This is a genomic window from Paracoccus sp. FO-3 (assembly GCF_006386455.1).
GTDB lineage: Bacteria > Pseudomonadota > Alphaproteobacteria > Rhodobacterales > Rhodobacteraceae > Paracoccus > Paracoccus versutus.
The window spans coordinates 1-26254 of sequence record NZ_VCBQ01000047.1; the positions used below are offsets into that span (position 1 = coordinate 1).

Sequence of the window (26254 nt, forward strand, 5' to 3'; positions counted from 1 at the left end):
CGGCGACGCCCTCCAGCACCTCGCCCAGGGCGAACAGGAACACGACCAGCGCCGCCTCCTCGGCCGCACCGATGAAGAGGGCGCCGACGGCGGCGATGGTCATCAGGCTTTCGATGGTGAAGGGCTGGCCCATGCGCAGCGCCGCGAAGGCGCGCTGCGCCACCGGGGCGACGCCGATCACGCAGGCCAGCAGGAAGGCCCAATAGCCCCATTCGGCCGTGGTCAGCAGTTCGAAGGCCCAGGCCGCCGCCAGCAGCACGCCGGTCATGACGACCAGCCGGCCCTTGGCGGTGCGATGCCATCTCTGGCCGCGGGCAGCGCCATGGTCGTGGCCATGCGTGGCCGGGACGGCTGCCGGTGCCACGGCCGCCGCAGGCGCGGCATCGGGCAGCACGAAGGCCTTCTTGCGCGGTGCCTCCTGCCCGCGCGGCGCGATGCCAAAGCCCAGGCGCCGAACCGTGTCCTCGATCTGGTCGCGGCTTGTCCCGTCCGGGTGCAGCGTCAGCGACAGCTTCTCGGCCATCAGCCCGACCGAGACCTCGCCCACCCCCGGCATCCGCTCGACCGCCGCGGCGATCTTGCGGGTGCAGGCGGCGCAGTCCATGCCCGTCACCGTCCATTCGACCCGTTCGGCATTTTCGTCACGCATCGTTCATCTCCTGCCCGCGCAGACCGCGGACCCTTGTCCTCGATGATTCGGGAACCTAGGTGCTCCAGCAACTAGAGCTTCAAGGGGTTTCTCATGCTCTCCATCGGAAAACTCAGCCGGGCGACCGGGGTGAAGGTGCCGACGATCCGCTATTACGAGCAGATCGGCCTGCTGCCCCAGCCCGAGCGGACGGCGGGCAACCAGCGGCTTTACGCGCCGAAGGTGCAAGAGCGGCTGGCCTTCATCCGCCACGCCCGCGACCTGGGCTTTCCGCTCGAGGCGATCCGCGAGTTGCTGAGCTTGTCGGACCGGCCGGACATCCCCTGCGCCGCCGCCGACGAGATCGCCGGCCGCCAGCTTGCGGCGGTCAATGCCCGCATCGCCCGGCTGACGGTGTTGCGCGACGAATTGCAGCGCATGCTGGCGCAATGCGCCTGCGGCACCATCGCCGACTGCCGGGTGATCGAGGTGCTGGGCAACCATGCGCTTTGCACCCATGACCACGGCGCGGCGGGGCAGGGCGAGCCGGCCTGACAGCGGGATGCGACTGATGGCCTCGGGCCCCCTTCCCCCCGCCGCGCCGAAAGCCTAGATTGCCCCCATGCGCTGGACATTGCCCAATATCCTGACCGTTTTGCGACTTGCGGCCGCGCCGCTGGTGCCGCTGATGTTCTTTTTCCTCAGCCGGCCGTTCGCCGATTTCGCGGCGCTGGCGCTGTTCCTGGTCGCGGCCGTGACCGACTGGTTCGACGGCTACCTGGCCCGCGCCTGGGGCCAGGAAAGCCGCTTCGGTGCCGCCATGGACCCCATCGCCGACAAGGCCATGGTCATCATCGCCGTGGTGGTCATCACCGGCTATTCCGGCATGAATCCCTGGCTGATCCTGCCTGCGACGGTGATCCTGTTCCGCGAGGTCTTCGTCTCGGGCCTGCGCGAATTCCTGGGCGACAAGGCCCGGCTGCTCAAGGTCACCAAGCTTGCCAAGTGGAAGACCACGGCGCAGATGGTGGCCATCGCCGTGCTTTTCCTGGGCACCGGGCTGAACTATTATGAAACCGGCCACCCGCCCCTGGTGGGCGAGACCAGCCTGCCCTGGTCCGACAACTGGTCGGACCTGGCGACCCAGGCCGGGCTGGCGCTGATCTGGATCGCCGCGGTGTTGACCGCGATCACCGGCTGGGACTATTTCGCCAAGGCCCGGCCCTTCCTGAGGGATGACCATGGCGCTTGACGTGCTGTATTTCGCCTGGCTGCGCGAACGCATCGGCCAGCCGCGCGAGCGGATCGAGACCGAGGCCGCGACCGTGCGCGATCTGGTGGCGCAGCTTGCCGCCATGGATGAATGGCATGCCACGGCGCTGGCCGACCTGTCGGCGGTGCGCGTGGCCGTCGACCAGGAACTGGCCGACCTGGACGCGCCCCTGGCGGGGGTGCGCGAGGTCGCCTTCTTCCCGCCGATGACCGGGGGCTGAGATGTCGGCCAGGGTCCAGGCTGCGCCTTTCGAGCTTGCCGCCGAACTGGCGGGCTTCGGCGCGGGCTCGGGCGCGGTCGTCACCTTCACCGGGCTTGTGCGTGACGAAGGCGGCCGGCTGGTCGCGCTGGAGATCGAGCATTACCCCGGCATGACCGAAAAGGCGCTGGCCGCCTATGGCCAAGAGGCAGCGCGGCGCTTTGCGCTGGACGACTGGCGCATCCTGCACCGCCATGGCCGGCTGGCGGTGGGCGAGCCGATCATGATGGTCGCCACCGCCGCCCGCCACCGCGCGGCGGCCTTCGAGGCGGCGGAATACCTGATGGACTGGCTGAAATCCCGCGCCCCCTTCTGGAAGCGCGAGATCGGCCCGGACGGCCCCGGCGCCTGGGTCGATGCCCGAGCCGAGGACGAGGACGCGCTGTCGCGGTGGCAAGGCTGACGTTGCAATCCCGCCCTGCGGCGATCATATAGGGCGCGGACCAGACGACCGGATGACAGCGCGGAGCCCTGCATGACTTACCTGGAGTTCGAAAAGCCCCTTGCCGATCTTGAAGGCAAGGCCGAGGAACTGCGGGCGCTGGCCCGAAAGGGCGAGGGCGTCGATCTGGAAAAGGAGGCGGCGGCCCTGGACCGCAAGGCCGAGGAGATGCTGCGCGACCTCTACCGGCAGCTCGATCCCTGGCGCAAGACGCAGGTCGCCCGCCACCCCGAACGGCCGCATTGCCGCGACTACATCGAGGCGCTTTTCACCGAATACACGCCGCTCACCGGCGACCGCGCCTTTGGCGAGGATCACGCGGTCATGGGCGGGCTGGCGCGGTTCAAGGACCAGCCCTGCGTCGTCATCGGCCATGAAAAGGGCAACGACACCAAGTCGCGCATCTTTCACAATTTCGGCATGGCCCGCCCCGAGGGCTATCGCAAGGCGATCCGGCTGATGGATGTCGCCGACCGCTTCCGCCTGCCGGTGATCACGCTGGTCGACACGCCCGGCGCCTATCCCGGCAAGGGCGCCGAGGAACGCGGGCAGTCCGAGGCCATCGCCCGCTCGACCGAGAAATGCCTGCAGATCGGCGTGCCGCTGGTTTCGGTCATCATCGGCGAGGGCGGCTCGGGCGGGGCGGTGGCCTTTGCTACGGCGAACCGCATCGCCATGCTGGAACATTCGATCTATTCGGTGATCTCGCCCGAGGGCTGCGCCTCGATCCTGTGGAAGGATGCCGAGAAGATGCGCGAGGCGGCGCATGCGCTGAAGCTGACGGCGCAGGATCTGAAGAAGCTCGAGGTAATCGACCGCATCATCGCCGAACCCATGGGCGGTGCGCAGCGCGCACCCGCCGAGGCGGTCGCGGCGGTGGGAGAGGCGATCGCGGCCATGCTGGGCGAGCTGTCCGGCCGGAAGCCCGTCGAGCTGATCCGCGACCGGCGGCAGAAATTCCTGGCCATGGGCTCGAAGGCGCTGGCCTGAACGCCCGCCGCCTTCTGGTCGGCTAGTCGAAAAACGAAAACAGGCGTACGACGCCTCCCCGGTCCGGCTCGTCATGATCCGGTGCCGAACCTTCGTATCTTCTCTGTTGTCCAAATACCCATGCGGCAGTGCCCGCTGGCGCTGCCGCATGGGTATTTGGACAACGAAGAAGCACCGGGCGCGCCGCGGTTTGCGGGGCGGTTCTTTCCGTTTTCCAAATACCCAGCCGACGCTGCCCCTGGGCGCGGCCGCAGGAGTATTTGCGAAACGGTGAAAGCGCGCAATCAGCCGCGGGCGGCCTGGATGGATGCCTCGAGGATGTCCAGCGCCTCGTCGAAGACCGCGTCGGGGATGGTCAGCGGCGCGAGGAAGCGGATCACATTGCCATGGACACCGCAGGTCAGCAGGATCAGCTTGCGCGCCAGCGCCTCTTCCCGGACGCGGTTGGCGAAATCCGGGCTGGGCCTGTCGGTGCCGGCGATGTTGAACTCGACCGCGTTCATGAAGCCGGGGCCGCGGATGTCCACGATCTCGGGCACAGTCTCGGCGATCCCGGCCAGGCGCTGCTTGAGCCGCTGGCCGAGGCGGGTGGCGCGGTCGCAAAGCCCCTCGTCCGCGATCACGTCCAGCACGGCATGGGCGGCGGCGACCGCCAGCGGGTTGCCGGCATAGGTGCCGCCCAGGCCGCCCGGCGCCGGGCTGTCCATGACGTCGGCGCGGCCGGTGACGGCGCTGATCGGCAGCCCGCCGCCCAGCCCCTTGGCCATGCAGGTCAGGTCGGCGGCGACGCCGTGGTGTTCCATCGCGAACAGCTTGCCGGTGCGGGCGAAGCCGGTCTGCACCTCGTCGGCGATGAGCAGGATGGAATACTGGTCGCAGATCTGGCGCAGGCGCTGGATGAAGCCCGGCGGCGCTTCGTAGAAGCCGCCCTCGCCCTGCACCGGCTCGACGATGATGGCGGCGACGCGCGAGGGGTCGATGTCGGCCTTGAACAGCCGGTCGAGCGCGGCCAGCGCGTCCTCGGCCGTGACGCCGTGCAGTTGGTTCGGGAAGGGCAGGTGCCAGATGTCGTTCATCATCGGTCCGAACCCGGCCTTGTAGGGCTGGACCTTGCCGGTCAGCGACATGCCCAGGAAGGTGCGGCCATGGAAGCCGCCGGCAAAGGCGATGACGCCGGCGCGGCCGGTGTGGTGGCGGGCGATCTTGACCGCGTTCTCGACCGCCTCGGCGCCGGTGGTGTAGAAGGCGGTCTTCCTTGGCCCCTCGCCGGGGACGAGCGCGTTCAGCCGCTCGGCCAGGGCGACGTAGTTTTCATAGGGCACGACCTGGTGGCAGGTATGGGTGAAGCGGTCGAGCTGCACCTTCACCGCCTCGACCACCCGCGGGTGGCGGTGGCCGGTATTGACCACGGCGATGCCGGCGGCGAAGTCGATATAGCGATTGCCGTCCTTGTCCCAGATCTCGGCATTCTCGGCGCGCTCGGCATAGACCTGCGTGGTCATGCCCACCCCGCGCGAGATGGCGGCGTTCCTGCGGTCGGTCAGGCTGGTCATCGGCCCCTCCTCGATGCGATTCGCAGGTGATGCTATACGCGGCCCGGCGATCCGAACAGGCCCGCTTGCGCGCACCCATGCGATGCTTCAGGCTGTGGCCATGTTCCCGATCCGCGACCATAACCCCTCGGCGCGCACGCCCTATGTCACCCATGCGCTGATCCTGCTGAACGTGGCGATGTTCCTGATCACCATGCCCTGGGCGGGCGGGCAGGTCGGGCTGTGGCACCGGCTGGCGCTTTACCCGGTCGCCATCGCCCATGGCGAATGGCTCTGGGGGCTGGCCACGCATATGTTCCTGCATGCCGGGATCCTGCATCTCGCCGGCAACATGCTGTTCCTGTGGGTCTTTGGCGACAACCTCGAGGACCAGATGGGCGGGCTGGGCTTCCTGGTCTTCTACCTGGCCTGCGGGCTTGCCGCGGCGGGGGCGCAGATCGCCGCGGTTCCGATGGGCGACATTCCCATGGTCGGCGCCTCGGGCGCCATCGCTGGGGTGATGGGGGGATACCTGCTGATGTTCCCGCGCGCCCGCGTCGACGTGATCGCCATCATCATCGTCATCATCCGCCGCTTCACCATCCCGGCCTGGGTGCTGCTGCTGGCCTGGTTCGGCATCCAGCTCTTGGCCAGTGCCAGCATGGTCGACGACGGCGTGGCCTATGTCGCCCATGCCGCCGGTTTCCTGGCCGGGATCGTGCTGGCGGTGCCGGTCTTTTTGCGCCGGGGCGGGCCGGGCTTCTGGCGGCGCACCCATGGCCGGCCGCCGCATGCACCGAGCTATGCCCCCTCGCGCATCCCGCGGGTGCGGCGCTAGAGCTGGCCGCGGCTCATGTGGCGCTTGCCGGCGAAGCCGGGGGCGCGGCTGACCGCGAAGCCCGCCGCCGCCAGCGCCCGGCGCACATGGCCCGCCGCGGTATAGGTGGCGAAGGTGCCGCCCGGCGCGGTATGGGCCGCCACCTCGGCCATCAGCGCCTCGCCCCAAAGCTCGGGGTTCCGCGCGGGCGAGAAGCCGTCGAGGAACCAGGCATCGGCGCGGCCCTGCCAGCGCGGCAGCGCGTCGCGGGCATCGGCGCGGATGATCTCGGCCGCGACGGTGCCCAGGGTGAAACGCGGCTGCGGCCAATTGTCGCGCAGCTGGTGCGCCAGCGGCTCCAGTTCGGGAAAGGCGGCATGGGCGCGGGCCAGTTCGCCCCTGCTCATCGGGAAGGCCTCGAAGCTGGTGAAGCGGATCGGCACGGTGGCGACCTGGGCCAGCGCCAGCAGGTTCAGCCCGGTGCCGAAGCCCAGCTCGGCCACGTGAAAGCCCGGCCGCAGCCGCTGGGGCAGGTCGTTGCCGGCCAGGAAGACGTGGCGCGTTTCGTCGAGCCCGCCGTTCAGGCTGAAATAGGGATCGTCGAAGCGGCGCGAGACGGGGATCGCGCCCTCGCGCCAGTCCAGATCGGCGCTGCTCTGGTCGGACGGCTGCATTCGCGCTAACTCCTCTTTGCAGCGGCAGATGCGGCGAAAGGGACCGGATGGCAAGCGAAATCACGGTGGCGGGCGGCGGGATCTTCGGCCTGGCCTGCGCCTGGGAACTGACGCGGCGCGGCCGCAAGGTGCGGCTGTTCGAGGCGGATCGGATCGGCGCCGGCGCCTCGGGCGGGCATGTGGGCGCGCTGGCGCCGCATGCGCCCGAGAACTGGAACGACAAGAAGCAGGTGCAGCTGGACGCGCTGGTCGCGGCTACGGATTGGTGGGCCGAGGTCGGGGCCGCGGGCGGCGTCGATCCCGGCTATGCCCGCACCGGCCGCATCCAGCCCGTGGCCCCAGGCGCCGAGGCGCGCATGGCCGAGCGGATCAGGGCCGCCCGCGCCCATTGGCCGCAATGGGCGGGGATGGAACTGACCGAACGGCCGCAGGCGGCGCTGGTCCCGGTCTCGCCCTTGGGGCTGTGGCTGGTGGACCGGCTGACCGCCCGGATCAGCCCGCGCCGGGCCGGCGCGGCGCTGGCCGCCGCAATTCGCGCCCAGGGCGGCGAGATCGTCGAGGGGCAGGCCGCCCCCGATGCCCCGGCGATCTGGGCGACCGGGGCGGCGGGGCTGGCGCCCTTTGGCGGCAATGGCGTCAAGGGCCAGTCGGCCCTGCTGGCGCTGGACATGGCCGATGCCCCGCAGGTCTTTGCCGACGGCATCCATGTCATTCCCCATGCCGACGGGACGGTGGCGATCGGCTCGACCACCGAACGCGACGTGCTGGAGCGGCGGACGGACGAACAGCTCGAGGCGGTGATCGACAAGGCCCGCGTGCTGTGCCCGGCGCTGGCGGATGCCCCGGTGATCGACCGCTGGGCCGGCATCCGGCCCCGTGCCCGGTCGCGGGCGCCGCTGGTCGGGCCATGGCCGGGGCGGCCCGGCCATTACGTTGCCAATGGCGGCTTCAAGATCGGCCTGGCGATGGCGCCGGCCATTGCCGCGATGCTGGCCGACCTGATGCTCGAGGGCCGCGACCGCATCCCGCCGGGCTTCTGGCCCAAGCTCAGGGCAGGGGGCTGACGCCGATCACCGGCAGGTGCAGGTAAAGCAGCGCCGCCCAGGCCAGCGCTGCCAGGGCCAGGCGCGGCCAGGTCAGGCGCAGCGACGCGCCCCGCCGCAGACTGATCGCCAGGCCGAACAGCGCATAGGCCAGCAACAGCCCGAACAGGATGACATGCGCCAAATCGCCGTTCGCGACCAGATGCACCGCGCCCCACAGGGTAAAGCCGGCCATCAGCCCGGCCATGCCGCCCAGGGTCGCCGCCAGTACCGCAACCGGCATGACCAGGTTGACCAGCCAGCGCATCCAGGGCTGCTGCGGCCAGATCTCGACAAAGGGCGCCCGGCCCGCGGCCAGGATCAGCCAGTAAAGCAGCGCCAGCGACAGCAGGCTGTAGCCGGCGACATAGGCGCGCTTGCCCAGCCGCGCGACCAGCGGCCCGCGCAGCCGCGCCGGTATGACATGCGAGCCCAGGAAGGCCGCCAGCGCCAATGCGAATTCGCCCCATTCCATGCCGGAAGCCTAGCCTTGCGCCCGCGGGACGGCAATCCGCGTTGACGCCGCGCGTTCCTGCGGCATGATGGCGCAAAAAGAGGACCGCATGACCCGCCTTCAGAAAGCTTTCGACGCCATCGACAAGGCCAATGCCGCCGATCCGCATCTCAGCCCCGACGGCCAGCCCGAGGCGCTGCTCTACGGCCAGCGCATGACGGCCGAGCAGCAGGCGCTTTATCCCGACGCCTCGGAACCGCTGCGCATCGCCTGCCGCGGCCAGCATGTCGAGCGCTGGCAACTGCCGCGCGACGCCTATCCGATGGACCGCGCCGGCTACCTGGCCTGGCGCACCGAACAGGGCCGCCGCCACGCCGCCCGCATCGCCGGCATCATGCGCGAGGCCGGCTATGGCGACGAAGATGTCGCGGCGGCCGAAAAGATGCTGACCAAGCAGGGCATCAAGCGCGACGGCGCGGTGCAGGCGCTGGAGGACGTGGCCTGCTTCACCTTCATCCGCTGGTACATGGGCCCCTTCGCCGAGGGGCGCGACGCCGAGGAACTGCAGCGCATCGTGGAAAAGACCGCGCGCAAGATGTCCGCCATGGCCCGCGCCCGCGCGCTGGAGGAATTCGCCATCCCCGAGCCCTTCGCCGCCGCCTTCCGTGCATAGGGTGCCGCCCCAGGTTTTGATCGTCGCCCATGGCCAGCCCGGCGACCCCGCCCCGCAGCAACAAGCCATCGAGGCGCTGGCCGCCCGCATCCATGTCCCCGGTGCGCAGGTCCGGGGCGCGACGCTGGCCATGCCCGGCGCGCTGGACCGGGCGGATGACGAGACGCTGATCTATCCGCTGTTCATGGCGACGGGCTGGTTCACCCGCAGCGAACTGCCCCGCCGGCTGGCGCTGGCCGGCGCGGCGCAGGCCCGCATCCTGCCGCCCTTCGGCAGCGATCCCGGCCTGCCCGCGCTCTGCCTCGCCCAGGTCGCCGGGGCGGCCGAGGCGCAGGGCTGGCGGCTGGCCGAAACCCATGTGCTGGTCGCTGCCCATGGCTCTGGCCGCTCGCGCGCGCCGTCCGAGGCCGCACGGCAGATCGCGGCAAGCCTCGCCCCGCACGCCGCCGCCGCGACCTGCGGCTTCATCGAGGAAGCGCCCCATATCGCCGAGGCCGCCCGCGGCCTGCCCGCGCAGGCGATCTGCCTGCCGCTCTTTGCCACCCAGGCCGATCACGTCACAGACGACCTGCCCGCGGCCCTCTCCCAGGCGGGCTTCCAAGGCCTCCTCCTGCCCCCCGTCGGCCTTGCCCCCGAGGTTCCGGCGATGATCGCCAGGGCCATCGGCCGCGCGCTTTAGCTCTTCATGAACCGCCGCCGCGCCTCGATGGCGATGGCGCGGCGCATCTCCAGATCGGCGATTCGCGCCAGCGCCGCATCGCGCTCGGCCCCTTCCGGGACCCCGGCCAGCGCCGTGCGCTCGGCGTCGATACGCTTCTTCAGCACGATCTCTTCGGGCAGGACACCGGCCTCGGCCATGATCCGAAAGCCGATGGCCTCGCCCGTCTCGGGCTCATGCCGCTGCGGCAAGGGCTTGCCCTCGCCCTCCAGGCCCGAAAGCTTGCCCTCGGCCCTGGCCTTCAGCATCATCCGTTCGGCAATCCGTTCCAGCCAGCGCATCCCGCCCGCCTTTCCGTTTCCCAAATACCCCTGCGACCGAGCCACCGGCACGGCGCAAGGGCCGGGGGCTTACATCGCCGCCAGCTGCGCCAGCGCCGCGCGGATGCGGGCCAGGTCGTCCTCGAGCGCGGCGAGCTTCTCGCGCGTCTCCTCGATCACCTCCGGCTCGGCATTCTCGACAAAGCGCGGATTGGCCAGCCGCCCGCGCAGGCCCGAGGCGTCCTTCTCGGCCTTGGCGGCGGCCTTTTCCAGCCGCGCGGTCTCGGCGCCGACGTCGATCATCGCGCCCACCGGCAGGGCAAAGCTCGCCCCCAGCGCCGCGACCGAGATCATGCCCGGTCCCATGACGCCCTCGACCGGCGCGTTCACCCGCGCCAGCCGCTCGATCAGCGGGGCGTTGGCGGCCAGCGCCGCCCGCGCCGCATCGTCGGCCTCGGTCACGATCAGGTCGGGGCGGGCGCCGGCCGGCACGCCGATCTGGGCGCGGGCCGAGCGGATGGCCTCGACCAGCGAGATCACCCAGTTCATCTGCCGGTCGGCCTCGGCGTCGATCAGCTCGGCGCCATAGGCGGGCCAGTCGCCATGCACCAGCATCCGCTGGCGATCCCCGGTCAAGGACCACAGCTCCTCGGTGACGAAGGGCATGATCGGGTGCAGCAGGGTGTAGCACTGGTCCAGCACCCAGCCCATGGTGGCCTGTGTTTCCTCGCGATACTCGCCGTCGAACAGGGGCTTGGAGAACTCGACATACCAGTCGCAGACCTTGCCCCAGACGAAGGCGTAAAGCCCCGAGGCCGCGTCGTTGAAGCGGAAGCCGGCCAGCGCCTCGTCGGTGGCCTGCCGGATGCGGGCGACCTCGCCGATGATCCAGCGGTTCACCACATGCCGGGGCTGGGGCCGCGCACCGCCGCCGCGAACGCCGTTCATCTCGGCAAAGCGGGTGGCGTTCCAGATCTTGGTGACGAAATTGCGGTTCGCCTCGACATGCTTCGGCCCCAGCTTGGGGTCGCGGCCCATGGCGGCCATGCTGGTCAGGGTAAAGCGCAGCGCGTCGGCGCCGTATTCGTCGATCAGGGTCAGCGGGTCGATGACGTTGCCTTTCGACTTCGACATCTTGGCGCCCTTTTCGTCGCGCACCAGCCCGTGGACATAGACGGTGCGGAACGGCACCTGCCCGACCACGGCCAGCTGCATCATCATCATCCGGGCGACCCAGAAGAAGATGATGTCGAAGCCCGTCACCAGCACGTCGGTCGGGAAATAGCGGCGCAGCTCGGCCGTGTCCTCGGGCCAGCCCAGCGTGCCGATGGGCCACAGCCCCGAGGAAAACCAGGTATCCAGCACATCCGCGTCGCGCCAGACCGGATAGACCAGCTTCGTCGGATCCTGCGTCAGGTTGTAATCGGCCAGCCCCTGGGCAAAGGCGTCGATGGCGGCCTCGCGGCCCGCGACCTCGATGACGCGGGCCATCTCCAGCGGCACCGGCAGTTCGGCGATGGAATCGCGGAACTTCTCGACCACCTCGGCAAGGCTCGACGCGGCATGGTGGATCTCGTCGCGATGGACCAGGCCCTCTTCCAGCAGGGCAAAGATTTCGACCTCGTCCAGGACACCGTCATGGTCGTCCTCGACCTGGCCCTCCAGCCGCAGGTCGAGCCCGTACCAGACCGGGATCTGGTGGCCCCACCACAGCTGGCGGCTGATGGTCCAGGGCTCGATGTTCTCCAGCCAGTGGAAATAGACCTTTTCATGCTGCTCGGGCAGGATGCGGGTCTGGCCCGAGCGCACCGCCTCCAGCGCCGGGCCGACGATCCTGGCGGTGTCCACGAACCACTGGTCGGTCAGCATCGGCTCGATGACCACGCCCGAGCGGTCGCCAAAGGGCTGCATGATCGGCTTGCTGTCCACCAGGGCGCGGCGTTCCAGATGCTCGGCGCCGGTTTCCTTGTCGATGGACTTGTGCAGATAGGTGACGGCCAGCCCTTCGCCGGTGATCGCCTCGACCACCCGGGCCCGCGCCTCGTAGCGGTCGAGGCCGCGCAGCTCCTCCGGCACCAGGTTCACGTTCGAGACGTCGCCCACGTCCTCGCCCCGCGCGGCGCGGGTGGCGATCTCGGCGCTTTCCTCATAGCCGAGGCCGTCGTCGCGCATCCGCCCCTTGCCGTCCATCAGCACGTAAAGCGGGATGCCCGCGCGCATGGCCACGGCATAGTCGTTGAAGTCATGCGCCCCGGTGATCTTGACCGCGCCCGAGCCGAAATCCGGGTCGGGATATTCGTCGGTGATGATCGGGATCAGGCGGCGGTGTTCCTTGGGCCCGACCGGGATCTCGCAAAGCTTGCCGACGATGGGGGCATAGCGCGCATCGTCCGGGTGGACCGCGACCGCGCCGTCGCCCAGCATGGTCTCGGGCCGGGTGGTGGCGATGGAGATATAGTCGCGGGTCTCGCGCAGGGTGACGTTGCCGTCGGCGTCGCGTTCCACGTATTCATAGGTCTCGCCGCCGGCCAGCGGATACTTGAAATGCCACATATGGCCGGGAACCTCGCGGTTCTCGACCTCGAGGTCGGAAATCGCCGTCTCGAAATGCGGATCCCAGTTGACCAGCCGCTTGCCGCGATAGATCAGGCCCTTGTCGTGCATGTCCACGAAGACCTTGATGACGGCATCGTGGAAATTGCCTTCCTCGCCCTCGGGCGCGCCGGGGGCGCCGGACATGGTGAAGGCGTTGCGCGACCAGTCGCAGGATGCGCCCAGGCGCTTCAGTTGCTCGATGATGGTATGGCCGGATTCCTGCTTCCAGGCCCAGACCTTCTGCAGGAAGGCCTCGCGCCCGATGTCGCGGCGGTTCGGTTCCTGCCGCTCGGCCATGCGGCGTTCCACGACCATCTGCGTGGCGATGCCGGCATGGTCCTGGCCGGGCTGCCACAGCGTGTCGAAGCCGCGCATCCGGTGCCAGCGCACCAGGATGTCCTGCAAGGTGTTGTTCAGCGCGTGGCCGATATGCAGGCTGCCGGTCACGTTCGGGGGCGGGATCACCACCGAGAAGCTTTCCGCCCCCGGCTTCGCATTGGCGCCCGCGGCGAAGGCATTGCTTGCCGCCCATTCCCGCGCGATCCGCGCCTCGGCGGTCCCGGCGTCGAAATTCTTGTCCATGGCCATGTCGCTTACCCCTTGAATTGCCCAAGGGGATAGCGAAACCATGGCGAAAGGCCAAGAGGCGCTAGAGAAACCGCGCTGCAATCCCGTCCTTGAACGGGAACCAGCCGTAATAGGGCCGCGCGCCCTCGATCACCCGCTGGACCGAGGGTCGCGCCACCAGCCGTTCGAAATACGCGCTCAGGCGCGGATGATCCGCAAAGGGATGGATGGCGCCGGCATAGAACAGTGCCGGAAAGGCCGCGCAATCGGCCAGGCCGAAGCCCCCGGCGATCCAGTCGCGGCCGTCAAGCTGGCGGTCCAGCGCGGCATAGGCCAGGTCCAGCTTGCCGCGGGCAAAGGGCGCGACCCGTTCCTCGGCCCCCTCGGCCATGAAGATGCGGGCATCGACGATCTGCTGCATCATCTGCATGACCTGGAAATCCAGGAAGCGATCCCATTGCCGCGCCGGCAGCGAGGCGTCGGGGTCTGGGTCCAAGAGCCGCTGCGGCCCGGAATGATGCCGGTCCAGCCATTCGATCATCAGCGAGCTTTGCGACAGCACCAGATCGCCCTCGCGCAGCGCCGGCATCCGGCCCATGGGTTCGACCGAGCGCATCAGCGCCCGGTCGCTTTCGTCACCCAGGTCGATGTGGCGAAACTCGAAATCCGTCCCCAGTTCGTGAAGCGCGATCAGCACCTTTTGCGTATAGGAGGACAGCGGGTGGCCATAGAGCGTCAGCATCACGCGGCCTGCGCGAAATGCGCGACTTGTGCGGCATGGGCGCGCTGGAAGGCCGGGCGGGCGGTGATGCGGTTCATGTAGGCCGCCAGCACCGGATAGGCGGCAAGCTCGCCCAGGCTGTCGACGAGGCGTAGCACGTCGGCCAGCAATATGTCGGCGATGGTGAAGCGGCCGGCGGCGATGAAATCCCGCCCCTCCAGCACCGGCACCAGCTGCGCCAGGCGTTCGCGCAGGCGCGGCAGGGCCAGTTCCTCGGCCCGCGCGTCCTGGTCGAAGATCCGCGCCAGCGCCATGGCCATCACCGGGGGCTCCAGCGTGTTGAGCGCGGCGATCAGCCATTGCTGCGTCTCGGCCCGCGCGGCGGCGTCGCGCGGCATCAGCGCCTCGGCGCGCTCGCCCAGGTAAAGCAGGATCGCGCCGCTTTCGAACAGCGACAGATCGCCGTCGCGCAGGATCGGCACCTGGCCAAAGGGCTGGCGGGCGAAATGCTGCGCGGTCTTTTCGCGCACGCTGGTGGTCTCGATCCGATAGGGCAGGCCGGCTTCCTCGCAGGCCCAGCGGATGCGCAGGTCGCGGACATAGCCCACGGCAAAGGGCGGCACCCAATCATAGGTGGTGATGACGAAGGTCATGGCTTACTCCTGCCGGGCGAACTCGGCGTCGATTTCGATGGTGATCGGATCGGTGAAGAATTCGTTCATGCCATGGGCCTGCGGGTCGATCTGGGTCCGGGCATGGATGCCGATCAGGTCGCGGATGATCGGATTGCCGGATTCGTCGCCGGTATAGCCCTTGCCGGCGCCGATCAGGGTCACGTCGAATGTGGCGGGCCGGGTCTGGCCCAGCAGCGTCAGCTGGCCCGAAACCTTGCCCTCGGTCGGGCTTTCCGCCGCGAAACTGTCGGCGGTGAAGCGCGCGGTGGGGTTCGCCGCGCCGTCCAGATAGTCCGGGCCGGTCAGGATCTCGGCAAAGCCGGCGACCGGGGTCATGATCGAGGCGATCTCGACCTCGGCTTCCAGCCGGCTTTGCGCCGGGTCGTCCGGGTTCCAGTCGAGCCGACCCGAGACGGCGCCAAAGCGGAACACGCTGACCGAAAAGCCCATATGCGGCACGCGGGCCTGCACCGCCGAATGCGCCGGGTCCAGCCGATAGGCCCCGGCGGCTGCGGCGTGATAGTCCTGCTGGCCGCGCGGGATGCTGTCCGGCGTCACCTCCTGGGCCGCAGCGGGTGCGGCCCAGAGGGCAAGCGCGATCAGGGATGCGCGGATCATGGCGTTTCGTCCTTGGGCCCGACCACGGCGAAATGCGCGCCCTGCGGGTCGCGCGCCACCGCGATGAAGGCCGAGCCGGGCACCTCGATCGGGCCGTGCAGAACCTCGCCGCCGCCCTCGCGGATGCGGGTGATGGCGGCATCGACGCCGTTCACGCCGAAATAGGCCAGCCAGCAAGGCACCGGCGCCTCGCCCAGGCCCATCATGCCGCCGATGTCGCCGCCCTGCCAGGAAAACAGCTGGTAGGTGCCCATCTCGCCCATGTCCATGGCGGTGGACTTGGTCCAGCCGAACAGCTCGGCATAGAAGTCGAAGCCCGCGCCGGGGTCGGTGGACATCAGCTCGATCCAGTTGCCGTGGCCTTCCTTGCTTTGGTTCCAGGCCCCGGATTCGACCGGGGGCTGCGGGTCCATCGGCGCCGGTTGCAGGATGCCGAAAGTCGCGCCCTGCGGGTCGGTGAGGACGGCAAAGCGCCCGGTGCCGGGAATGTCGGCCGGCTCGCGAAACACCTTGCCGCCCAGGGTCTTGACCTTGGCCGCGGTGGCATCGGCATCGTCCACGTCGAAATAGATCATCCAGAAGGGCGGGACGCCGGCGCAGTCGTCCGGCATCTCCATCAGCCCGGCGACCATGTCGTCGCCGTGGCTGGCGAGGTGATAGGTAAAGCCCTCCATCCCGGAATCGGCGGTCGTCCAGCCGAGGACCTTGCCATAGAAGGTCTCGGCCGCGTCGAGCCCGCCCTTGGCGGTGGACAGCTCGAACCAGCAGGGTTTGCCGTGATACATGGTTCCCTCCGTCAGGCTTTCACGTCCACGATGGGCTCGAACCCGCCCCACATCATGCGCATGCCGTCGAAGGGCATCTCGGGCGGCGCCTGCATCTCGGGGTCGGAGGTCATCTTTTCCTGCGCCGCGTCCGAGGTCGCCTTGTCGGGCCATTCGATCCACGAGAACACCACGGTCTCGTCGTCCTTGGCCTGGGTGGACATGTAGAAGTCGTTTACCTTGCCGTGGGGCACGTCCACGCCCCAGGCCTCGACCATGCGCAGCGCGCCATAGCGCTTGAACATGGGCCAGGCCGCATTGGCCATGTCGATGTATTTCTGCTTGTTCGCGGTCGGAACCGCCAGCAGGAAACCGGAGTAGTAGGTCATCTCTCTTCCTCCTCATCGGGCGCGAGATGCGCCAATGAGTCGCAGGCTGGCAGTTGAAGTATGAAAAAGCAACTGCTAATATCCAAACATGACTGATACCGGCAAGATCTCGCGACTGCGCTATGAAGAAGGGTGCCTTGGCGCCCATGCGCTGAATTTCATCGGCGACCGCTGGGCGCTTCTGGTGGTGCGCGAATTGATGTTTGCGCCCAAGCGCTTCCAGATGATCCGCGCCGGGCTGCCGGGCGTCACGGCCAGCGTGCTGACCCAGCGCCTGACCCAGCTGGTGCAGGCGGGGGTGGTGGCGCATGACGACGTGCTGGGGCTTTATGCGCTGACCGATGCCGGCCGGGCGCTGCATCCGGTGCTGCGCGAGCTGTGCCGCTGGGCGCTGCTGATGCCGGGGCACGACCCGCGGAAATTCATCAGCATTTCCGCGCTGATGATCTCGATCGCGGCCACGGTGGACCAGGCGGCTGCCGCCGGATCACCGCTGCGCGCGGGCTTCGTCTCGGGCAAGGAGGGATTCGAGGTCGCGCTTTCCGCGCAAGGTGCGCCGCAGGTGCGGGCGGTGCGTGCGCCCGAGGCGGATTTCGTGCTGGAGGGTTCGGGCAATGCGCTGGCGGCCGCGGTCTATGGGCCGGGGCCGGCGGTGCTGGCCTCGGCCGGGCTGGTGGCGCTGCGCGGCGACCGCAGCGCCGCGCAGCAGTTCACGGCGCTGTTCCGCCTGGAGCCTCAGACCAGGTCCAGCAGCGATTCGCCTGACGAGACCGAGCAGGCGCTGGGCGCCTCTTCGACCTGAAGCTCTTCGATGGTGCCGTCGTTGACCAGCATGGCATAGCGTTTCGAGCGGCCGTTGATCCAGCCCGCACCCTGGATGTTCAGCCCCAGCGCCTTGGTGAAGCTGCCGTCGGCATCGGCCAGCACCTCGATTCCGGCATCGGCCGCGCCGGTATCCGCGGCCCATTTCCCGGCGACGAAGGGGTCGTTCACCGTGATGCAGACCAGGCGCGAGACGCCCTTGTCGCGGAAATTGCCGGCATTCTTCACGAAGCTGGGCATATGGGCGTTGGTGCAGGTCGGCGTATAGGCGCCGGGCACGGCGAAGATCGCCACCAGGCCCTGGGCCAGGTCGGCGGCGGCCACTTCCTCGGGGCCGTTGGCGCCCAGTTTCAACAGCTTGCCTTCGGGCAGCTTGTCGCCTTTTGCGATGGACATGCGCGGTTCCTCCGTCAATTGCATCGTTCCGGGCGCGACTATAGGCTCTGCGCCGCGGGCAAACCAGCGAGGGCGAAGAATGAACATCGTGATCCTTGGCGCGGGGCAGGCGGCGGCCTCTCTGGCGGCGAAGCTGCGCGGGCTGGGGCATCGGGGCGGCATCGTGGTCATCGGCGACGAGCCCGCGCCGCCCTATCAGCGCCCGCCGCTGTCCAAGGCCTACCTTTTGGGCGAGATGGGGCTGGACCGGCTGACGCTGCGCGCCCCGGACTGGTGGCAGGAACAGGGCATTGCCCTGCACCTGGGCGCGCGCGCCACGCGCATCGACCGCGACCGCCGCATGGTGGCGACGGGGCGCGGCGAATATCCCTATGACCAGCTTGCCCTGACGCTGGGCGCGACCCCGCGCCGCCTGCCGGCCGCGATGGGCGGCGAATTGCCGGGCGTGCATGTGGTCAGGAACCTGGCCGACATCGCGGGCGTCCAGCCGGCGCTGGTCGCCGGGCGTCGTCTGGTGGTGATCGGCGGCGGCTATATCGGGCTGGAGGCCGCGGCCGTGGCCCGCAAGCTGGGGCTGGCGGTCACGCTGGTCGAGGCCGCGCCGCGCATCCTGGGCCGCGTCGCCGCGCCCGAGACCGCGGAGATGATCCGCGCCCTGCACCGCGCCCATGGCGTCGAGATCGTCGAGGGCACCGGCATCGCCCGCATCACCGGCTCGGATGCCGCGGATGGGGTCGAGCTGACGGACGGCCGCCGCCTGCCGGCCGACCTGGTGATCTGCGGCATCGGCATCGCGCCGGAAACCGCGCTGGCCGAGGCCGCCGGGCTGGCCATCGACAACGGCATCGCCACCGATGCGCTTGGCCGCACCTCGGACCCGGCGATCTGGGCGGCGGGGGATTGCGCCAGTTTCCCTACTTCGGACGGCCGGCTGCGGCTGGAAAGCGTCGGCAATGCCATCGACATGGCCGAGGCGGTGGCGGCGAACATGCTGGGCGCCGATGCCCCCTATGTGCCCAAGCCCTGGTTCTGGTCGGACCAGTTCGACGCGAAACTGCAGATCGCCGGGCTGAACCTGGGTTACGACCGGGTGGTGACGCGGCCGGCGGCGAATGGCGGCTCGGTCTGGTATTTCAGGGGCGGCCGGCTGATCGCGGTGGATGCGCTGAACGATGCCCGCGCCTATATGATCGGCAAGCGGCTGATCGAGGCCGGCCGCTCGCCCGAGCCCGAGGCGGTGGCCGAGGCGGCCGAGCTGAAGGCGCTGATGGCATGAGAATTGTCGGCGGCACCCTGCGCGGGCTGAAACTGGCCGAGGTCGGCGCGGGCGATCCGGCGGCGCATCTGCGCCCGACCACCGACCGGGTGCGCGAATCGATCTTCAACCTGCTCATCAACGGCACGCATGGCAATCCGATCCCCGGCGCGCGGGTGCTGGACCTGTTCGCCGGCACCGGCGCGCTGGGGATCGAGGCGCTGTCCCGCGGCGCCGCCCGCGTGGCCTTCGTCGATGACGGCGTGGCGGCGCGGGCGCTTTTGCGCGCCAATATCGACAAGGCCCGCGCCATGGGCGCGACCGATGTCTGGCGCCGCGACGCGACCCGGCTGGGCGAGAACCGCGGCGCGCCCTATGGGCTGGTCTTCCTGGACCCGCCCTATGGCCAGGGGCTGGGCGAGCGGGCGCTGGAATCGGCGCTGGCCGGCGGCTGGATCGCACCGGGCGGCGTGGTGGTCTGGGAGGAATCGGCCCCGCCCGGCCCGGTCGCGGGGCTGGAGCAGATCGACCAGCGCAAATATGGCGACACGATTGTCACATTGTTGCGCAGGGGACACGATCAGGCGGCGCGATCCAGCTTGGTGGACAGGTGAATCAGGCTCTCGCTGGAGCGGACGCCGGTCAAACCGCCGATCTGGTCCAGCACATCGTCAAGCTGGCTGGTCGATATGGCGGCCAGTTGCAGCAAAAGATCGACGCGGCCGCTGGTGGTATGGATGCGCTCGACCTCGGGCAGGCTGCGCAGCCGGGCCAGGATCGCCGCTTGGGCGCGCGGCTCGATGGTCAGCAGGCAGGTGGCGCGGATGCGATGCTCGCGCGCGGAATCGCCCAGCCGCAGCGTGTAACCCGCGATGGCGCCCGATGTTTCCAGCCGCTCCAGCCGCGCCTGCACGGTTGAGCGCGCCACCTTGAGCCGCCGCGCCAGAACCGCTACGGACATGCGTGCATCCTGCGCCAGATGGGCCAGAATCCCGCGATCAAGTTCGTCCACCCGCCCACCTGTCGATCTGCCGAAGCTTTCGGCATATTAACGAAGCCGCGGCCCATTTCCACCCTTTTCATTGCAGCAATCGGAACCCATAGGGCGCAGACTTGTTTCCACCCCCACACGCGCACAGGAAGGACATGCCGATGGGACTGACCGAGGGCCGCGGCCCCAAGACCGTCTGGAACAATCCCGCCGAGATCATCCGCAGGCTGGCGCCGGAAAATCCGGTCATGGTCTTTGCCCCTTCGGTCCTGCGCGCCACCGCCCAGCGGTTCCTGCAGGGCTTTCCCGGCCTCGTCACCTATGCGGTCAAGTCGAACCCGGACGAGGCGGTGATCCGCACGCTTTCCGCCGCCGGGATCAAGGGCTTCGACGTGGCCTCGCCCTATGAGATCGACCTGATCGGCCGGCTGGCCCCCGATGCGGCGCGCCATTACCACAACCCCGTGCGCTCGCAGGCCGAGATCGCCCATGCCGTCGAGGCCGGGATCAAGTCCTGGTCGGTGGACAGCCGGTCGGAACTGGACAAGCTTTTCGCCCGCGTGGCCCCCGAGGGCTGCGAGATCTCGCCCCGTTTCAAGCTGCCGGTGCTGGGTGCGGCCTATGACTTCGGCTCGAAGTTCGGCGCCTCGCCGGAACTGGCGGCGGAGTTGCTGCGCGCGGTGGCGGATCGCGGCTATATCCCCTCGCTGACCTTCCATCCGGGCACGCAATGCGTCGATCCGCATGCCTGGGAAAGCTATATCACCACTGCGGCCGAGATCTGCGCCATGGCCGGCGTCCGGGCGCGGCGGCTGAACGTGGGCGGCGGCTTCCCCTCGCATCGCGTGACCGGGGTCGAGCCGGACCTGACCGCGATCTTCGGCCTGATCCGGCGCGTGACCGACGAAGCCTTCGGCGCTGACGCGCCGCAGCTGGTCTGCGAGCCGGGGCGCGGACTATGCGCCGATGCCTTCGCGCTGATCACCCGCGTCAAGGCGGTGCGCGACGGCCAGAACGTCTTCCTGAACGACGGCGTCTATGGCGGGCTGTTCGAACTGCCCATCGTCGGCAACCTCGACCGGCTGCAGGTGCTGACGCCCGAGGGCACCGCGCGCGAGGACGAGCCGATGCCGCGCGTCATCTTCGGCCCGACCTGCGATTCGGTGGACCGGCTGCCGGGCGAGCTGCCCCTGCCGGCCGATATCCAGGAGGGCGACTATATCGTCTTCCACGGCGCGGGCGCCTATTCGACCGTCACCAATACCCGCTTCAACGGGTTCGGGCTGATGGCACACCTGACCGTGAACGCGCTTGAATAGGGATTAATCGACGCTTTGCGTTTCCATGCTAGCGTCGGACCATGGAATCGTCCCGCCCGCCGATATGCCAGGTCGTCCTGATGGACGGCACCTTCGCCTCGCTGACCGAGGGGCGAAGGTCGTCCATCGCCCGCATCCATGCCTTGCTGTCGGGCGAATGCGGGGCGTTGCCGGCCCCGCTTGGGGTGCATTATGCGCCCGGCCAGCAATGGGATGCCTGGCGCACATTGCCGGAACTGGCCATGGGCTCGGCGCTGGAACGGCATATCTGCGACGCCTATGCCTGGCTTGCCCGAGAATGGCGGCCGGGCAATCCGCTGTTCTTCTTTGGCTATTCCCGCGGCGCCTTTGCCGCACGCTCGCTTGCCGGCATGATCGGGCGCGTGGGGCTGCTGACCCATGCCCATGCCTCGCGCCGCAACGTGCAGCAGGCCTGGCAGCTTTACCGCCAGGGCCGCGACCGGCTGGTCGGCCGGCTGGACCCCGCGCTTTGCCACCCGGTCGTGCCGATCCGCATGATCGGGGTTTTCGACACGGTGATGGCGCTGGGGATCCGGCTGCCGCTGCTGTGGATGCTGACCGAGCCGCGCTTTCGCTTTCACGACGCGCATCTGGGCGCCGAGGTCGAGCATGGCGTGCAGGCGCTGGCCCTGGACGAGACGCGGGCCGCCTTCCAGCCGCTGATCTGGGACAGCGCCTCGGCCCCCGGCCGGATCGAGCAGATGTGGTTCCGCGGCTGCCACCCGGATGTGGGCGGCCAGCTGTCCGGGCTGGAATATGCCCGGCCGCTGGCCAATATCCCGCTGGTCTGGATGATGTCGCGGGCCGAGGCCTTTGGCCTGCCGCTGCCCCAGGGCTGGCGCGGGCATTTCGACTGCGACGCGACCGCGCCCTCGGTCGGGTCGTGGCGCAACTGGGGCAAGGCCTTCCTGGCGCGCGCGCCGCGCCTGGCCGGGGCGGACCCGTCCGAAAAGCTGCATCCTTCCGTGCCGCACCCCTATACCGGCCCGGCGCTGCTGGCCGGGGCGCTGGCCGATGCCGCGCCGCCGCGTCCGCATCGCCGGCTGGTCAGGGCAAGGCCGCGGCTTCCCGAAGCGCCGGCCCGGCCGGCGACTGTGCCGCAGCCGGAAATCGCCACGCCTGCGGGACAGGGGCCGGATGGCTGATGCCGCGGGGGCGCCGCTGCCGGTTCAGGCCACGCGCGAAAATTCGCCCTTGGGCTCGATTCCCAGCGCGGCGCAGACCTTCAGCACCAGCTCGGGCTTGTTCAGCGTATAGAAATGCAGCTTGTCCACGCCGCCTTCGACCAGCCGCTCGCACAGCTTGACGCAGACATCCAGCGCCAGCTGCGCCTCGCCCTCCTTGCCGGCGGCGGCAAAGGCGTCCTCGGCCCATTGCGGGACCGAGGTGCCGCAGCGTTCGGCAAAGCGGCGGGTGCCGGCCCAGCTTTGGATCGGCAGGATGCCGGGGATGATCGGCGCCTCGATCCCCGCCGCGCGGCAGGCGTCGCGAAAGCGGAAATAGGTCTCGGCGTCAAAGAAGAACTGCGTCATCGCCGATGTCGCGCCGGCATCGACCTTGCGCTTGAGCCAGGCCACGTCGGCGGCGGTGTCGGGGCTTTCGGGATGCGGCTCGGGATAGGCGCCGCAGCGGATGGTCATGTCGCCGCGCGCGGCGATGGCCTCGATCAGCTCGACCGAATTGGCGAAACCCTCGGGGTGGGGGGTAAAGCGGTCCTGCCCCTGCGGCGCGTCGCCGCGCAGCGCCACGATCTCATGCACGCCGGCGGCGGCGTAGTCCTGGACGATCTGCAGCGTCTCCTCGCGCGTGGCATCGACGCAGGTCAGGTGCGCGGCGACGTTCAGCCCGTAATGGCTGGCCAGCGCCGTCACCGCCTCATGCGTCAATTGCCGGGTGGTGCCGCCCGCGCCATAAGTGACCGAGACGAAATCCGGCCCCAGCGGCGCCAGCGCGCGCGCCGTCTCCCACAGCCGGAACGACTGGTCCAGGTTCCGGGGCGGGAAGAACTCGAAGCTGATCGCGGGTGTCGTCATGGTGCCATCCTTTTGTCGCAGGTCTTGTGACATGCCGCGCGACGTGAGACAAATTCATAATCCTCAAGATCGTCATGAGTTTCAGTCAAGATGCACCTTGAACTTCGCCACCTGCGCAGCCTGCGCGCCATTCATGAACAGGGCGGCCTTGCCCGCGCCGCCGAGGTGCTGAACCTGACGCAATCGGCGTTGTCGCACCAGATCAAGGCGCTGGAAGAGCAGGCGGGGGTCGAGCTGTTCCTGCGCAAGACCAAGCCCCTGCGGCTGTCGGCGGCGGGGATGCGGCTCTTGCGCACGGCCGAGCAGGTCTTGCCGCTGATCGACGCGGCCGAGGCCGAGTTCCGCGCCGTCGAACTGGGCCGCGCCGGCCGGCTGCATATGGCGATGGAATGCCACCATTGCTTCGACTGGCTGTTGCCGGTGCTGGACCAGTTCCGCCGTGCCTGGCCCGAGGTCGATCTGGACATCCGCTCCAGCCTGGCGCTGAAGGCGCTGCCCGCCTTGCAGCGGGGGCAGGTGGACATGGTGATCTCGTCCGATCCCGATGAGATTTCCGGCATCACCTTCCAGCCGCTCTTCGATTATGCGCCGACCATGGTGGTTGCCGCCAGCCATCCGCTGGCCGCCAAGGGCTATGCCGAGCCGGCCGATTTGGCGGGCGAGACGCTGATCACCTATCCGATGGAGCGGGCGCGGCTGGACGTGTTTTCGCAATTCCTCGACCCGGCCGGGGTCGAGCCCGCCCAGGTCCGCCAGGTCGAGCAGACCGCCATCGCGCTGATGCTGATCGCCTCGGGGCGCGGGGTGGCGGTGATGCCCGACTGGGTGCTGCGCGCCCAGGCCGGCAATCCCGAACTGGCGCTGCTGCCGCTGGGTCGCCAGGGCATGCTGCGCCGGCTTTATGCCGCACTGCGGACCGAGGATCTGCAACAGCCCTATATGGCGCATGTGCTGCGCCTGGCCCGGACCGAGCCGGTCAGGATGATGCGCGCCCTGGCGCAGGGCTAGGGGGTGGCCGTCCTCGGGATCATGGTCAAAATGACACTCGTTCAGCCGGATCCCGAGGAGCCTTCCCCGGCATGGCCCTGGCCGCAGGGGCCGCGGGCGATGCCGCAAGCGATTTTCCTGGCCGGCCACGCCCTATGGACCCCACGGCCCGCAGCGCGTTTCGCCCCGGCCCGCCCGGTGCGGCACCGCCGCCCGCGGGAAGAAAACGGAATGCGCCCAACTAAACCAGAGCGTGTATTCTAGTCAATATGCACAATTTGGGAACCTTGGTTAAATTTTTCTTTTCCGGCGGCTGCGTCGTCTGGGCCAGGGCGGATCGGCCACAGCCCTGGGCCGGAACGGTCCTGCGGATTTGACAAACCCGCGCAATCGCTGGATGAATCCCACTCACCCTTTGCGAACGGGACCGTCATGGCCAGCCTTCCCGCAGATCCCAAGCTCAGCGCCGCGGTTTCGGACGGCGCCTTGCTGCTGGCGGGCGAGTTCACGGTCTGGACGCTGGGCCAGCTGCCGCCCGAGGCCGGCGCGGCGCATCGGCTGGAACTGTCGGGGCTGACGCGCATCGACACCGCCGCCGCCTGGTATCTGGTCGGGCGCGAACGCCAAGGCGCGCAGCTGGACGGGCTGACCGGGGCGCAGGCCCGGCTGCTCGACACCGTGCGCCAGGCGCTGCCGCAGCCCGATGCCGAAACCGCCGCCCCCGCCGGCTGGCGGCGGATGCTGGAACAGACCGGGCGGCGCATGGCCGCGGCGCTGCTGTTCCTGCGCGAGATCGCGGAATACCTGGGCCGCTTCCTGGCCGCCCTGGCGCGCGGCATCCGGCATCCGGGCGATTTCCGTTTCACCTCGCTGGTGTATCACTGCCAGGAGACGGGCTTGCGCGCCGTGCCCATCGTGGCGCTGATGTCCTTCCTGATCGGCATCGTGCTGGCCTTTCAGGGCGCGGTGCAATTGCGCCAGTTCGGGGCCGAGGTCTTTGTCATCGACCTGATCGCCATTTCCATCCTGCGCGAGCTGGGCATTCTGCTGACGGCGATCATCGTCGCCGGCCGCACCGCCTCGGCGCTGACCGCCTCGATCGGCTCGATGAAGATGAACGAGGAAATCGACGCCATGCGCACGCTGGGGCTGGACCCGGACATGGTGCTGATCCTGCCGCGCGTGCTGGCCTTGATCATCACCCTGCCGATCCTGGGGCTGATCGCCAATATCGCCGGGCTGGTCGGCGGCGCGCTGATGTCCTGGATCGAGCTGGGCATCTCGCCCTCGATGTTCCGCTATCGGCTGCTGGCGGATACCAGCGTGGACCATGTCATCGTCGGCCTGTCCAAGGCGCCGGTCTTTGCGCTGATCATCGGCGTCATCGGCTGCCATGCCGGGATGAAGGTAGGCAAGGACGCGGAATCGCTGGGCGCCGAGACCTCGCGCGCCGTGGTCAACGCCATCTTCGCGGTGATCGTCGCCGATGCGCTGTTCTCGATCTTCTTCTCCGAGGTGGGGCTGTGAGCGGCAATATCATCGAGGTCCGGGGCCTGCGCACCCAGTTCGGCCGCCATGTGGTGCATGACGGGCTGGACCTCGACCTGCGGCAGGGCGAGATCCTGGGCGTCGTCGGCGGCTCGGGCACCGGGAAATCGGTGCTGCTGCGCACCATCGTCGGGCTGAACCGCCCCACCGCCGGCACGGTGCGGGTCTTTGGCCAGGACGTGGGCGCGCTGGCCGGCCCCGCGCGCGAGGCGCTGGAGCGGCGCTGGGGCGTGATGTTCCAGGGCGGCGCGCTGTTTTCCTCGCTGACCGTGCGCGAGAATGTCGAGGTGCCGCTGCGCGCCGTGCCGGGGCTTGCGCCCGAGGCGCGGCGTGGACTGGCGGAACTCAAGGTCTCGATGGCCGGGCTGCCGTGGAGCGCCAATGACAAATACCCCTCGGACCTGTCGGGCGGGATGAGAAAGCGCGCAGGGCTGGCGCGCGCGCTGGCGCTGGACCCCGAGATCCTGTTCCTGGACGAGCCGACGGCGGGGCTGGACCCGATCGGCGCCGATGCCTTCGACCGGCTGATCGTCGAGCTGCGCGATGCGCTGGACCTGTCGGTGTTCCTGGTCACGCATGACCTCGATACGCTGCATGCCTGCTGCGACCGCATCGCGGTGCTGGCGGAAAACAAGGTGCTGGTCAGCGGCACCATGGCCGAAATGCTCCGGGTCGATCACCCCTGGGTGCATGAATATTTCCACGGGCCCCGCGCCCGCGCCGCCATGGCCACCGGCCGCGCAAAGGAGTAA

General features: G+C 69.1%; 31 protein-coding genes. 17 read left to right on the forward strand and 14 right to left on the reverse strand.

The window, feature by feature from the left end:
• Positions 1–649: cation transporter (locus FE811_RS14215; protein ID WP_181180871.1), on the reverse strand; the 649-nt coding region annotated here is incomplete at its 3' end.
• Positions 650–742: 93 nt separating this feature from the next.
• Here FE811_RS14215 and FE811_RS14220 point away from each other — a divergent pair.
• The 5 genes from FE811_RS14220 to FE811_RS14240 all read left to right on the forward strand — a co-directional run bounded on the left by FE811_RS14220 (position 743) and on the right by FE811_RS14240 (position 3592).
• On the forward strand, positions 743–1183 hold the full coding sequence (locus FE811_RS14220; protein WP_116222023.1) for a helix-turn-helix domain-containing protein: 441 nt from the start codon (positions 743–745) through the stop codon (positions 1181–1183).
• 67 nt (positions 1184–1250) lie between these two features.
• Positions 1251–1880 (forward strand): CDP-diacylglycerol--glycerol-3-phosphate 3-phosphatidyltransferase, encoded by a 630-nt coding sequence (gene pgsA, locus FE811_RS14225; protein ID WP_036758991.1) that lies wholly within the window; start codon positions 1251–1253, stop codon positions 1878–1880.
• On the forward strand, positions 1870–2121 hold the full coding sequence (gene moaD / locus FE811_RS14230; protein WP_036759065.1) for a molybdopterin converting factor subunit 1: 252 nt from the start codon (positions 1870–1872) through the stop codon (positions 2119–2121). The genes pgsA and moaD overlap by 11 nt, the downstream gene beginning before the upstream one ends.
• 1 nt (position 2122) lies before the next feature.
• A complete protein-coding gene (locus FE811_RS14235; protein ID WP_072461677.1) occupies positions 2123–2563 on the forward strand; it encodes a molybdenum cofactor biosynthesis protein MoaE in 441 nt (146 codons plus the stop codon).
• Positions 2564–2635: 72 nt separating this feature from the next.
• Positions 2636–3592, forward strand: coding sequence for an acetyl-CoA carboxylase carboxyltransferase subunit alpha (locus FE811_RS14240; protein ID WP_116222024.1), 957 nt, complete (start codon positions 2636–2638; stop codon positions 3590–3592).
• Between the two features lie 284 nt (positions 3593–3876).
• Here FE811_RS14240 and FE811_RS14245 read toward each other — a convergent pair whose 3' ends face one another.
• Complete coding sequence (locus FE811_RS14245) at positions 3877–5145, reverse strand: 4-aminobutyrate--2-oxoglutarate transaminase (RefSeq protein ID WP_116222025.1); 1269 nt, start codon at positions 5143–5145, stop codon at positions 3877–3879.
• 100 nt (positions 5146–5245) lie between these two features.
• Between FE811_RS14245 and FE811_RS14250 the strand changes: the two genes are divergently transcribed.
• Positions 5246–5962, forward strand: a complete 717-nt coding sequence (locus tag FE811_RS14250) for a rhomboid family intramembrane serine protease (RefSeq protein ID WP_166435532.1) — start codon at positions 5246–5248, stop codon at positions 5960–5962.
• On the opposite strand, the gene mnmD is transcribed toward FE811_RS14250, so the two are convergent.
• Positions 5959–6615 (reverse strand): tRNA (5-methylaminomethyl-2-thiouridine)(34)-methyltransferase MnmD, encoded by a 657-nt coding sequence (gene mnmD, locus FE811_RS14255; RefSeq protein ID WP_116222027.1) that lies wholly within the window; start codon positions 6613–6615, stop codon positions 5959–5961. The genes FE811_RS14250 and mnmD overlap by 4 nt on opposite strands.
• 47 nt (positions 6616–6662) lie before the next feature.
• On the opposite strand from mnmD, the gene FE811_RS14260 reads away from it, so the two are divergent.
• Positions 6663–7679: an FAD-binding oxidoreductase gene (locus tag FE811_RS14260; RefSeq protein WP_116222028.1), complete on the forward strand. Its 1017-nt coding sequence runs from the start codon at positions 6663–6665 to the stop codon at positions 7677–7679.
• Here FE811_RS14260 and FE811_RS14265 read toward each other — a convergent pair.
• A complete protein-coding gene (locus FE811_RS14265; RefSeq protein ID WP_036759006.1) occupies positions 7663–8172 on the reverse strand; it encodes an NnrU family protein in 510 nt (169 codons plus the stop codon). The two genes, FE811_RS14260 and FE811_RS14265, sit on opposite strands and share 17 nt — an antisense overlap.
• Positions 8173–8260: 88 nt before the next feature.
• Here FE811_RS14265 and FE811_RS14270 point away from each other — a divergent pair, with 88 nt between their 5' ends.
• Both FE811_RS14270 and FE811_RS14275 read left to right on the forward strand, forming a co-directional pair.
• Positions 8261–8824 carry a DUF4202 domain-containing protein gene (locus FE811_RS14270; RefSeq protein WP_036759070.1) on the forward strand — a complete coding sequence of 188 codons (564 nt, stop codon included), beginning with the start codon at positions 8261–8263 and terminating at the stop codon, positions 8822–8824.
• A gap of 1 nt (position 8825) precedes the next feature.
• Positions 8826–9503: a sirohydrochlorin chelatase gene (locus FE811_RS14275; protein ID WP_052096171.1), complete on the forward strand. Its 678-nt coding sequence runs from the start codon at positions 8826–8828 to the stop codon at positions 9501–9503.
• On the opposite strand, the gene FE811_RS14280 is transcribed toward FE811_RS14275, so the two are convergent.
• From FE811_RS14280 to FE811_RS14310, 7 genes are all read right to left on the reverse strand, one after another.
• Positions 9500–9823, reverse strand: coding sequence for a DUF1992 domain-containing protein (locus FE811_RS14280; RefSeq protein ID WP_036759010.1), 324 nt, complete (start codon positions 9821–9823; stop codon positions 9500–9502). The two genes, FE811_RS14275 and FE811_RS14280, sit on opposite strands and share 4 nt — an antisense overlap.
• Before the next feature lie 69 nt (positions 9824–9892).
• Entirely contained in the window at positions 9893–12985 is a 3093-nt protein-coding gene (locus tag FE811_RS14285) for a valine--tRNA ligase (protein ID WP_116222029.1), read from the reverse strand.
• A gap of 61 nt (positions 12986–13046) precedes the next feature.
• Positions 13047–13706, reverse strand: coding sequence for a glutathione S-transferase family protein (locus FE811_RS14290; RefSeq protein ID WP_208861602.1), 660 nt, complete (start codon positions 13704–13706; stop codon positions 13047–13049).
• Positions 13706–14338, reverse strand: a complete 633-nt coding sequence (locus tag FE811_RS14295) for a glutathione S-transferase family protein (protein WP_116222031.1) — start codon at positions 14336–14338, stop codon at positions 13706–13708. The genes FE811_RS14290 and FE811_RS14295 overlap by 1 nt, the downstream gene beginning before the upstream one ends.
• Positions 14339–14341: 3 nt before the next feature.
• Positions 14342–14977, reverse strand: a complete 636-nt coding sequence (locus tag FE811_RS14300) for a YceI family protein (RefSeq protein WP_116222032.1) — start codon at positions 14975–14977, stop codon at positions 14342–14344.
• The gene (locus FE811_RS14305; protein ID WP_116222033.1) at positions 14974–15762 is read right to left on the reverse strand and encodes a VOC family protein; all 789 of its coding nucleotides are present in this window, start codon (positions 15760–15762) and stop codon (positions 14974–14976) included. Before FE811_RS14305 ends, FE811_RS14300 begins: the two co-directional genes overlap by 4 nt.
• Before the next feature lie 11 nt (positions 15763–15773).
• Entirely contained in the window at positions 15774–16130 is a 357-nt protein-coding gene (locus FE811_RS14310) for a DUF1428 domain-containing protein (RefSeq protein ID WP_116222034.1), read from the reverse strand.
• 88 nt (positions 16131–16218) lie between these two features.
• Here FE811_RS14310 and FE811_RS14315 point away from each other — a divergent pair, with 88 nt between their 5' ends.
• Positions 16219–16932, forward strand: coding sequence for a helix-turn-helix domain-containing protein (locus tag FE811_RS14315; RefSeq protein ID WP_036759025.1), 714 nt, complete (start codon positions 16219–16221; stop codon positions 16930–16932).
• On the opposite strand, the gene FE811_RS14320 is transcribed toward FE811_RS14315, so the two are convergent.
• Positions 16866–17348 (reverse strand): peroxiredoxin, encoded by a 483-nt coding sequence (locus FE811_RS14320; RefSeq protein ID WP_072461665.1) that lies wholly within the window; start codon positions 17346–17348, stop codon positions 16866–16868. The two genes, FE811_RS14315 and FE811_RS14320, sit on opposite strands and share 67 nt — an antisense overlap.
• Before the next feature lie 79 nt (positions 17349–17427).
• Between FE811_RS14320 and FE811_RS14325 the strand changes: the two genes are divergently transcribed.
• The gene (locus FE811_RS14325) at positions 17428–18624 is read left to right on the forward strand and encodes an NAD(P)/FAD-dependent oxidoreductase (protein WP_116222035.1); all 1197 of its coding nucleotides are present in this window, start codon (positions 17428–17430) and stop codon (positions 18622–18624) included.
• Positions 18621–19217 (forward strand): 16S rRNA (guanine(966)-N(2))-methyltransferase RsmD, encoded by a 597-nt coding sequence (gene rsmD / locus FE811_RS14330; protein ID WP_116222036.1) that lies wholly within the window; start codon positions 18621–18623, stop codon positions 19215–19217. The genes FE811_RS14325 and rsmD overlap by 4 nt, the downstream gene beginning before the upstream one ends.
• On the opposite strand, the gene FE811_RS14335 is transcribed toward rsmD, so the two are convergent.
• Entirely contained in the window at positions 19184–19615 is a 432-nt protein-coding gene (locus tag FE811_RS14335) for an Lrp/AsnC family transcriptional regulator (RefSeq protein WP_024843560.1), read from the reverse strand. The two genes, rsmD and FE811_RS14335, sit on opposite strands and share 34 nt — an antisense overlap.
• Before the next feature lie 140 nt (positions 19616–19755).
• Here FE811_RS14335 and FE811_RS14340 point away from each other — a divergent pair, with 140 nt between their 5' ends.
• Both FE811_RS14340 and FE811_RS14345 read left to right on the forward strand, forming a co-directional pair.
• Positions 19756–20913 carry a type III PLP-dependent enzyme gene (locus tag FE811_RS14340; protein WP_072461690.1) on the forward strand — a complete coding sequence of 386 codons (1158 nt, stop codon included), beginning with the start codon at positions 19756–19758 and terminating at the stop codon, positions 20911–20913.
• Positions 20914–20993: 80 nt separating this feature from the next.
• Entirely contained in the window at positions 20994–22079 is a 1086-nt protein-coding gene (locus tag FE811_RS14345; RefSeq protein ID WP_244295169.1) for a DUF2235 domain-containing protein, read from the forward strand.
• A 24-nt stretch (positions 22080–22103) separates the two neighbouring features.
• Here the strand turns inward: FE811_RS14345 and metF are convergent, their stop codons facing one another.
• Complete coding sequence (metF, locus tag FE811_RS14350; RefSeq protein WP_072461662.1) at positions 22104–22967, reverse strand: methylenetetrahydrofolate reductase [NAD(P)H]; 864 nt, start codon at positions 22965–22967, stop codon at positions 22104–22106.
• 90 nt (positions 22968–23057) lie between these two features.
• On the opposite strand from metF, the gene FE811_RS14355 reads away from it, so the two are divergent.
• From FE811_RS14355 to FE811_RS14365, 3 genes are all read left to right on the forward strand, one after another.
• A complete protein-coding gene (locus FE811_RS14355) occupies positions 23058–23975 on the forward strand; it encodes a LysR family transcriptional regulator (protein ID WP_072461661.1) in 918 nt (305 codons plus the stop codon).
• Positions 23976–24386: 411 nt separating this feature from the next.
• The gene (locus tag FE811_RS14360) at positions 24387–25481 is read left to right on the forward strand and encodes an ABC transporter permease (RefSeq protein WP_072461660.1); all 1095 of its coding nucleotides are present in this window, start codon (positions 24387–24389) and stop codon (positions 25479–25481) included.
• Positions 25478–26254: an ABC transporter ATP-binding protein gene (locus tag FE811_RS14365; protein ID WP_036759037.1), complete on the forward strand. Its 777-nt coding sequence runs from the start codon at positions 25478–25480 to the stop codon at positions 26252–26254. The genes FE811_RS14360 and FE811_RS14365 overlap by 4 nt, the downstream gene beginning before the upstream one ends.

Coding starts and splice junctions, on each gene's coding strand:
- FE811_RS14300 (WP_116222032.1), bottom strand. CDS start 14,977: ATGATCCGCGCATCCCTGATCGCGCTTGCCCTCTGGGCCGCACCCGCT.
- FE811_RS14280 (WP_036759010.1), bottom strand. CDS start 9,823: ATGCGCTGGCTGGAACGGATTGCCGAACGGATGATGCTGAAGGCCAGG.
- FE811_RS14315 (WP_036759025.1), top strand. CDS start 16,219: ATGACTGATACCGGCAAGATCTCGCGACTGCGCTATGAAGAAGGGTGC.
- FE811_RS14320 (WP_072461665.1), bottom strand. CDS start 17,348: ATGTCCATCGCAAAAGGCGACAAGCTGCCCGAAGGCAAGCTGTTGAAA.
- FE811_RS14295 (WP_116222031.1), bottom strand. CDS start 14,338: ATGACCTTCGTCATCACCACCTATGATTGGGTGCCGCCCTTTGCCGTG.
- rsmD (WP_116222036.1), top strand. CDS start 18,621: ATGAGAATTGTCGGCGGCACCCTGCGCGGGCTGAAACTGGCCGAGGTC.
- FE811_RS14245 (WP_116222025.1), bottom strand. CDS start 5,145: ATGACCAGCCTGACCGACCGCAGGAACGCCGCCATCTCGCGCGGGGTG.
- FE811_RS14305 (WP_116222033.1), bottom strand. CDS start 15,762: ATGTATCACGGCAAACCCTGCTGGTTCGAGCTGTCCACCGCCAAGGGC.
- FE811_RS14310 (WP_116222034.1), bottom strand. CDS start 16,130: ATGACCTACTACTCCGGTTTCCTGCTGGCGGTTCCGACCGCGAACAAG.
- mnmD (WP_116222027.1), bottom strand. CDS start 6,615: ATGCAGCCGTCCGACCAGAGCAGCGCCGATCTGGACTGGCGCGAGGGC.
- FE811_RS14270 (WP_036759070.1), top strand. CDS start 8,261: ATGACCCGCCTTCAGAAAGCTTTCGACGCCATCGACAAGGCCAATGCC.
- FE811_RS14220 (WP_116222023.1), top strand. CDS start 743: ATGCTCTCCATCGGAAAACTCAGCCGGGCGACCGGGGTGAAGGTGCCG.
- pgsA (WP_036758991.1), top strand. CDS start 1,251: ATGCGCTGGACATTGCCCAATATCCTGACCGTTTTGCGACTTGCGGCC.
- FE811_RS14260 (WP_116222028.1), top strand. CDS start 6,663: ATGGCAAGCGAAATCACGGTGGCGGGCGGCGGGATCTTCGGCCTGGCC.
- FE811_RS14355 (WP_072461661.1), top strand. CDS start 23,058: ATGCACCTTGAACTTCGCCACCTGCGCAGCCTGCGCGCCATTCATGAA.
- FE811_RS14345 (WP_244295169.1), top strand. CDS start 20,994: ATGGACGGCACCTTCGCCTCGCTGACCGAGGGGCGAAGGTCGTCCATC.
- FE811_RS14265 (WP_036759006.1), bottom strand. CDS start 8,172: ATGGAATGGGGCGAATTCGCATTGGCGCTGGCGGCCTTCCTGGGCTCG.
- FE811_RS14290 (WP_208861602.1), bottom strand. CDS start 13,706: ATGCTGACGCTCTATGGCCACCCGCTGTCCTCCTATACGCAAAAGGTG.
- FE811_RS14235 (WP_072461677.1), top strand. CDS start 2,123: ATGTCGGCCAGGGTCCAGGCTGCGCCTTTCGAGCTTGCCGCCGAACTG.
- FE811_RS14240 (WP_116222024.1), top strand. CDS start 2,636: ATGACTTACCTGGAGTTCGAAAAGCCCCTTGCCGATCTTGAAGGCAAG.
- FE811_RS14325 (WP_116222035.1), top strand. CDS start 17,428: ATGAACATCGTGATCCTTGGCGCGGGGCAGGCGGCGGCCTCTCTGGCG.
- FE811_RS14360 (WP_072461660.1), top strand. CDS start 24,387: ATGGCCAGCCTTCCCGCAGATCCCAAGCTCAGCGCCGCGGTTTCGGAC.
- FE811_RS14250 (WP_166435532.1), top strand. CDS start 5,246: ATGTTCCCGATCCGCGACCATAACCCCTCGGCGCGCACGCCCTATGTC.
- FE811_RS14340 (WP_072461690.1), top strand. CDS start 19,756: ATGGGACTGACCGAGGGCCGCGGCCCCAAGACCGTCTGGAACAATCCC.
- FE811_RS14285 (WP_116222029.1), bottom strand. CDS start 12,985: ATGGCCATGGACAAGAATTTCGACGCCGGGACCGCCGAGGCGCGGATC.
- moaD (WP_036759065.1), top strand. CDS start 1,870: ATGGCGCTTGACGTGCTGTATTTCGCCTGGCTGCGCGAACGCATCGGC.
- metF (WP_072461662.1), bottom strand. CDS start 22,967: ATGACGACACCCGCGATCAGCTTCGAGTTCTTCCCGCCCCGGAACCTG.